Below are 5431 nucleotides of genomic sequence, written 5' to 3' on the forward strand. Positions count from 1 at the left end.
GCTGGAGCTGGCCGGTGGACCCCAACGAGCCGCGGGTATTGCACTCGGTGGCCAAGAGCTTCACCGCCTGCGCCATTGGCCTGGCCGTGGATGAAGGCTTGCTGAAACTGGATGACCGGCTGGTGGCGTTCTTTGCGGAGTGTGTGCCGGTGGATGCCGACCCGCGCCTGGCGGACATGACCGTAGAACACCTGCTGACCATGCGCACCGGCCACGCCGCCAATACCTCGGGTTCAGTGTGGCGGGGGATCGAGACCAGCTGGATTGCCGAGTTCTTCAAAATCCCGCTGGCCTATGCACCGGGCACCACCTACGTCTATACGAGTGCGGCCAGCTACATGCTCTCGGCGCTGATCAATAAGGTCACCGGGCAAACCTTGCACGCGTACCTCAAGCCCCGGCTGTTTGTACCGCTGGATATCCATAATGAAAGCTGGGACATCGGCCCCGATGGCGTGAATCCCGGCGGCAATGGATTGAAGGCGCCGACCTCGGCCATGCTCAAGCTGGGTGTGCTGCATGCACAAGGCGGCGTGTGGGATGGCAAGCAGGTTCTACCGGCGGCCTGGGTTGCAGCGGCCACCCGACCACAAGGCGGGCCGGACAGCCGCTACGGTTATCACTGGATGATGAAACCGGCACACGCCTTCAGCGCTGTCGGGGTGTTTGTGCAGATGGCGATGGTATTCCGCGAGTACGGTGCAACGCTGGTGGTGATCGGCGGGATGAAGAATTCGGCGGAGCTGATTCCGTTTGTCGAGCGGCATTTTCCGGCGGCGTTTGGCGATGATTGCACGGTCAAACCCGAAGCGGATGCACGGTTGCAGCAACGTCTGGCGAGCATGGCACAGCGGCCTGAGTTGCTTTCAGCGTGTGCAGGGCCGAGAGATTTCACGGGCGTGTATCAGGTAGAGCCCAACGGGCTGGATGTGCAGCAATTGGCGTTCGCCGTCGAAGGCAATGTACTGCGCTTCCAACTGACCGACAGCAAGGCGACTCATGCCCTAGAGGTGGGGATTGATCACTGGATCGCCGGCACCACCAACATGCCGGGCCGGGCGTTGCACCACGGTTATGAGTTCAAGGATGCGCAGATCGTTGCCGGCGCGCGCTGGCTGGATACCAGGACGCTGGAGATGACCTGGATCTACCCGCAAACCGCGTTTCGCGATCGGGTGGTATGCGGGTTTGACGGTGACCGCGTGAGCGTGGCGCGTACGGTCAACGTCAACAGTGCCGGGAAGGAACAGGAAGTCTTAGTCGGGAACAGCCGGTAATGCTCGCTTGTGGGCGGTCTTGAGGTAGGCGCTCTCGACAATCGCCCTCACCCGCTCACTCACTGCCTCGCCCATCAGGTAGCGGTCGATCTCGTCATAGCTGCAGCCATACGCCAACTCATCCGGCTTGCCCGGTGCCAGTTCTTCCAGGTCGGCGGTCGGTGCCTTGGCCACCAACTGCCGTGGCCCGCCAAGGGCGCTGGCTAGCAGGCGCACCTGGGTCTTGGTCAGCCCTGAGAGCGGCGCCAGGTCGCAGGCGCCGTCACCGAACTTGGTAAAAAATCCCATCAGCGCCTCCGCGCCATGGTCGGTGCCCACCACCAGGCCGTTGTGCAGGTTCGCCACGGCGTACTGCGCCATCATCCGCGCCCGGGCCTTGACGTTGCCCTTGATAAAGTCGATGCGTTCGGCGCTGGCTTGCGCGGCAGACAGGCTGCCCATCAGCCCGTCGACGCAGGCGGCGATGTTCAGCGTCTCGATCCGGTCCGGTGCGATAAAGTCCAGGGAAGCCTGGGCGTCGCGCTCGTCCGCCTGGGTTTTATAGGGCAGGCGCATGGCAATAAACCGCGCCTCGTAGTCTTCGTTGCGCAGATGTTCCACTGCCAGTTGGCACAGCCGCCCGGCGGTCAGTGAGTCGACACCGCCACTGATGCCCAGCACCAGCGCATGGCAGCCGGACTGGCGCAAGGTGCCCTTGATGAAGTCGATGCGCCGTTGCAGCTCAGCGCCCTCGCCTCCCTTGCCGAGCAGCCGGTTGATCTTCAGTTCTTGTGCGATACGTGCCTGAGTGTCCATGTCACACCCCCAGTTGCGGATTGACGTTGCCGACGTTGAACACCTGCGCCGCATACTGCAGGAACGAGGCGTCTTCGCAGACGTTCTTGATCGGGTCATCGGAGAATTTCACCACCGGCTCGCCGTGCACCCGCACCAGTTTCATCACGATGCTCAGCGGCTCCACTCCGTCGACATCACAGGCCAGGCTGGTGCCCATGCCAAAGCCGAACTTGGCCTTGCCCCGCACGTGCCGCAGGATCGGCAGGCATTTCTCGAAATTCAGGCCATCGGAGAACATCAGGTCCTTGGTCATCGGGTCGATGCCCAGCTCCTTGTAGCGGGCCAACACCTTGTCGGCCCAGACGATCGGGTCACCGGAGTCCTGGCGCAAACCGTCGTACAGCTTGGCAAAGTACAGGTCGAAATCCTTGAGGAAAAAGTCGGTGCTGATGCAGTCGGTCAGGGCGATACCCAAGCGCCCACGGTATTCGCGCACCCAGTTTTCCAGCGCCGCATTCTGGCTTTCCCGCAGCCGCCCCAGTTGCTGGTGCACCATCAGCCACTGGTGGGCCATGGTGCCGATCAGCGGCAGGTCGAATTCGTAGGCCAGGTGCGCATTGCTGGTGCCGATGAACTGGCCGGGAAAGTCGCGGCGCATGATGTCGACCACTTCACGCTGGGCCTTGAACGACAACCGCCGGCGGGTGGAGAAGTCCGAGACACGCAGGTCGGCCAGTTCGTCGCGGGTGAGGTTTTTCTCCAGCCAGTCGAATTTCTGGTAGAGCTTGCGGGTGACGTCTTCGAGGCTGACGTCGGGGTATTTGTCGCGGTTGCGCAGCTCGCTGACCAGGGCCAATACCGGCTGTTCGAACATGATGCAGTGCAGCATCGGGCCGACCACGCGGACGTTCAGTTGGCCGTCGATTTCACTGACGTGGATATACCGCAGGTTGAAGCGGAACAGCCCCAGGAAGCGCTCGAAATCCGGGGTCAAGTACTCACGGCGCTGGTTGAACAGAAAGCGCAGCTCGCCTTCGCGCATGCTGAGGCCGGCGAGTTTTTCCAGCTCCACCCGCAGCTCGGGAATCAGGTGCCCCAGTTTCTCTCTGGAGCGGACGATGAACTGGTATTCCACATCGACATTCGGGTGCTGGTGCAACACGGCCTGCATCATGGTGAAGGTGTAGTAGTCGGTGTCCAGCAGGCCCTGGATCACAGCGTTTTCGTAGTCGTATGCACTTTCCATGAGGTACTCCTTAACGCGCGGCCATCGCGGCCAGTTCTTCCCGATTGCGGGTAATTACAACGCCTGCTTGTTGCAAATGGCTGACCGCCTGCACACCGCCCTCCTCGCTGATGCCACGGCATGCCGGCAGGTGCAGGATCACCTCGAAACCGGCCTTGAGCAGTTGCAAGGCAGTGGTCTTGACGCAGTAGTCCAGGGCCAGGCCGCCGACAATCACACGCTGGATGCCCTGGGCATTGAGGTATTCGATGACGCCGGTGGAGAGTTTGTCGTGGAGGTCGTGGTAGCAGGCGCCGTAGGGATGCAGGTCGGGTTCGACGCCCTTCCAGATGAAGTAGTCGTAGTCATAAGGCGTGGGCAATTCGTCCAACAGGGTGAAACCTTCAGTGCCGGGCACACAGTGGGCGACCCAGGTGACATCGGCATGTACCAGCCCGGTGGGTTGCAGCATCTCGCTGTGCTGTTGCACCACCCAGGGCGCGTGCGGGGTATGGGCGTCCTTGCTGCCGACACGGCGCGCGGCGAGGCTGGCCATGTAATTGAGCTCGGCGCCGATCTGGTCACCACCAGCGACCGGCAATTCGTTGGGGCACAGCGGTGTGAAGCTCTTCTGGGCGTCAACGTCGAATGAGGCGATAGCGTTCTTAGAGACGGTCATGGTCGTGTTCTCCTGTGGCCTGGATATAAAAGTACACGTCATGTACTTTCATGGCAAGAAACATTTTGTTATCTATCCTGGATCAAGTACACGACATACCCGTTTGATCCGTTAGACTGTGCCCCACCGCTGCCCACAGGACCCGACATGCCAGACCACGCCCCAACCCTTAGCGCCTACCTGCACACCGTGGACTTGTGCGTGCTGTTCTATTGCCGTGCATCCGGGGAACTGAAGATATTGCTCAACCAGCGCGACGCCGAGCCATTCGCCGGGCACTGGGCCTTGCCCGGTGTAGTGGTGAATGGCGGCGTGCAAGATCTGAGCCTGCAGGATGCCGTGGAGCGGTTGCGGGCCAGTGACAAGGTTGGGTTGCCGCTGGCCTGGTATGAGCAAGTGGGGACGGTGGGCGATGCGTTTCGCGATCCGCGCTGCTGGTCGTCGTCGACCTATTACCTGGCGATCGTGGCTGATGAGGTGGAGCTGGGGGGGCATCAAAAGTGGTGCTCTGTTGATGCCGTGGCGACTGGCGGGGTCAAGCTGCCCTTCGATCACAACGCGATTGTGGCAGCGGTACAGGAAAGGCTGTTTTCCAAGTCGCTGTACAGCAGCTTGCCATTGATGTTTTTGGGCAATGAGTTCAGTGCGCCGGAGGCGACTACGATCTTTTCGCTGGTATTGGCGCGGCCGGTGCTGAAGACCAGTATTCGCCAGCGGTTGCTGAAGTTGACCGAGGCCGGTTTTTTGCGGGAGACGGGGCGCAAGAAGCATGGCGAGGGCGGACGGCCGCAGGCGACAGTGGAGAATCTGAAGCCTGGGGCGGTGTACTTCTTTGATCGCAGCTTTGCCGAATAAGACCAAGCCCCCTTCCCAGGACAATGAAGATCAACTGTGGGAGCGGGCTTGCTCGCGAATGCGGAGTGTCAGTCGCCGGATAGATTGACTGATACACCGCTTTCGCGAGCAAGCCCGCTCCCACCTTTTTTGATCTGCGATGGTTCGAGGAGCTGCGTCCCGCTCAATTCATCCAGTTGCCGCCGTCGACGTTGTAGGTCTGGGCAACCACGTAGTCGGCTTCTTTGGACGCGAGGAAAACCGCCATTCCGGTCAAATCCTCGGCAGTCCCCATCCGCCCAAACGGTACCTCTGCTCCTACGCGCTTTTTCTTCTCGCCCAACGGCAGCCCTTCGTGCTTGGCAAACATCGCGTCCACCCCGTCCCAATGCTCGCCGTCCACCACTCCCGGCGCGATGGCGTTCACGTTGATGCCCTGCTTGATCAGATTCAGCCCCGCCGATTGCGTGAGGCTGATCACCGCCGCCTTGGTCGCGCAGTACACCGCCACCAGAGGCTCACCCCGGCGCCCGGCCTGGCTGGCCATGTTGATGATCTTGCCGCCATGCCCCTGCTTGATCATCTGCCGGGCCGCCGCCTGCAAGGTGAACAACGTACCGGCGACGTTGATCGAGAACA

6 protein-coding genes are annotated in these 5431 nt (G+C 61.3%); 2 read left to right on the forward strand and 4 right to left on the reverse strand.

Features of this window, described 5'->3' with window-relative positions:
- Positions 1 to 1277: serine hydrolase (locus HX846_RS16695; RefSeq protein WP_178965741.1), on the forward strand; the 1277-nt coding region annotated here is incomplete at its 5' end.
- Here HX846_RS16695 and nadE read toward each other — a convergent pair.
- The 3 genes from nadE to HX846_RS16710 are packed head-to-tail and all read right to left on the reverse strand — an operon-like array spanning position 1257 to position 3958.
- A complete protein-coding gene (gene nadE / locus HX846_RS16700; protein ID WP_178965742.1) occupies positions 1257 to 2072 on the reverse strand; it encodes an ammonia-dependent NAD(+) synthetase in 816 nt (271 codons plus the stop codon). The two genes, HX846_RS16695 and nadE, sit on opposite strands and share 21 nt — an antisense overlap.
- 1 nt (position 2073) lies before the next feature.
- Complete coding sequence (gene pncB / locus HX846_RS16705) at positions 2074 to 3300, reverse strand: nicotinate phosphoribosyltransferase (protein ID WP_003208126.1); 1227 nt, start codon at positions 3298 to 3300, stop codon at positions 2074 to 2076.
- Positions 3301 to 3310: 10 nt separating this feature from the next.
- Complete coding sequence (locus HX846_RS16710; protein ID WP_003208124.1) at positions 3311 to 3958, reverse strand: nicotinamidase; 648 nt, start codon at positions 3956 to 3958, stop codon at positions 3311 to 3313.
- 147 nt (positions 3959 to 4105) lie between these two features.
- On the opposite strand from HX846_RS16710, the gene HX846_RS16715 reads away from it, so the two are divergent.
- On the forward strand, positions 4106 to 4813 hold the full coding sequence (locus HX846_RS16715) for an NUDIX hydrolase (protein WP_008437074.1): 708 nt from the start codon (positions 4106 to 4108) through the stop codon (positions 4811 to 4813).
- A gap of 163 nt (positions 4814 to 4976) precedes the next feature.
- On the opposite strand, the gene HX846_RS16720 is transcribed toward HX846_RS16715, so the two are convergent.
- Positions 4977 to 5431 (reverse strand): SDR family oxidoreductase (locus HX846_RS16720; protein WP_178965743.1); only part of this gene is annotated, 455 nt, incomplete at its 5' end.

It is taken from the genome of Pseudomonas sp. K5002, assembly GCF_013386655.1.
Taxonomy (GTDB): domain Bacteria; phylum Pseudomonadota; class Gammaproteobacteria; order Pseudomonadales; family Pseudomonadaceae; genus Aquipseudomonas.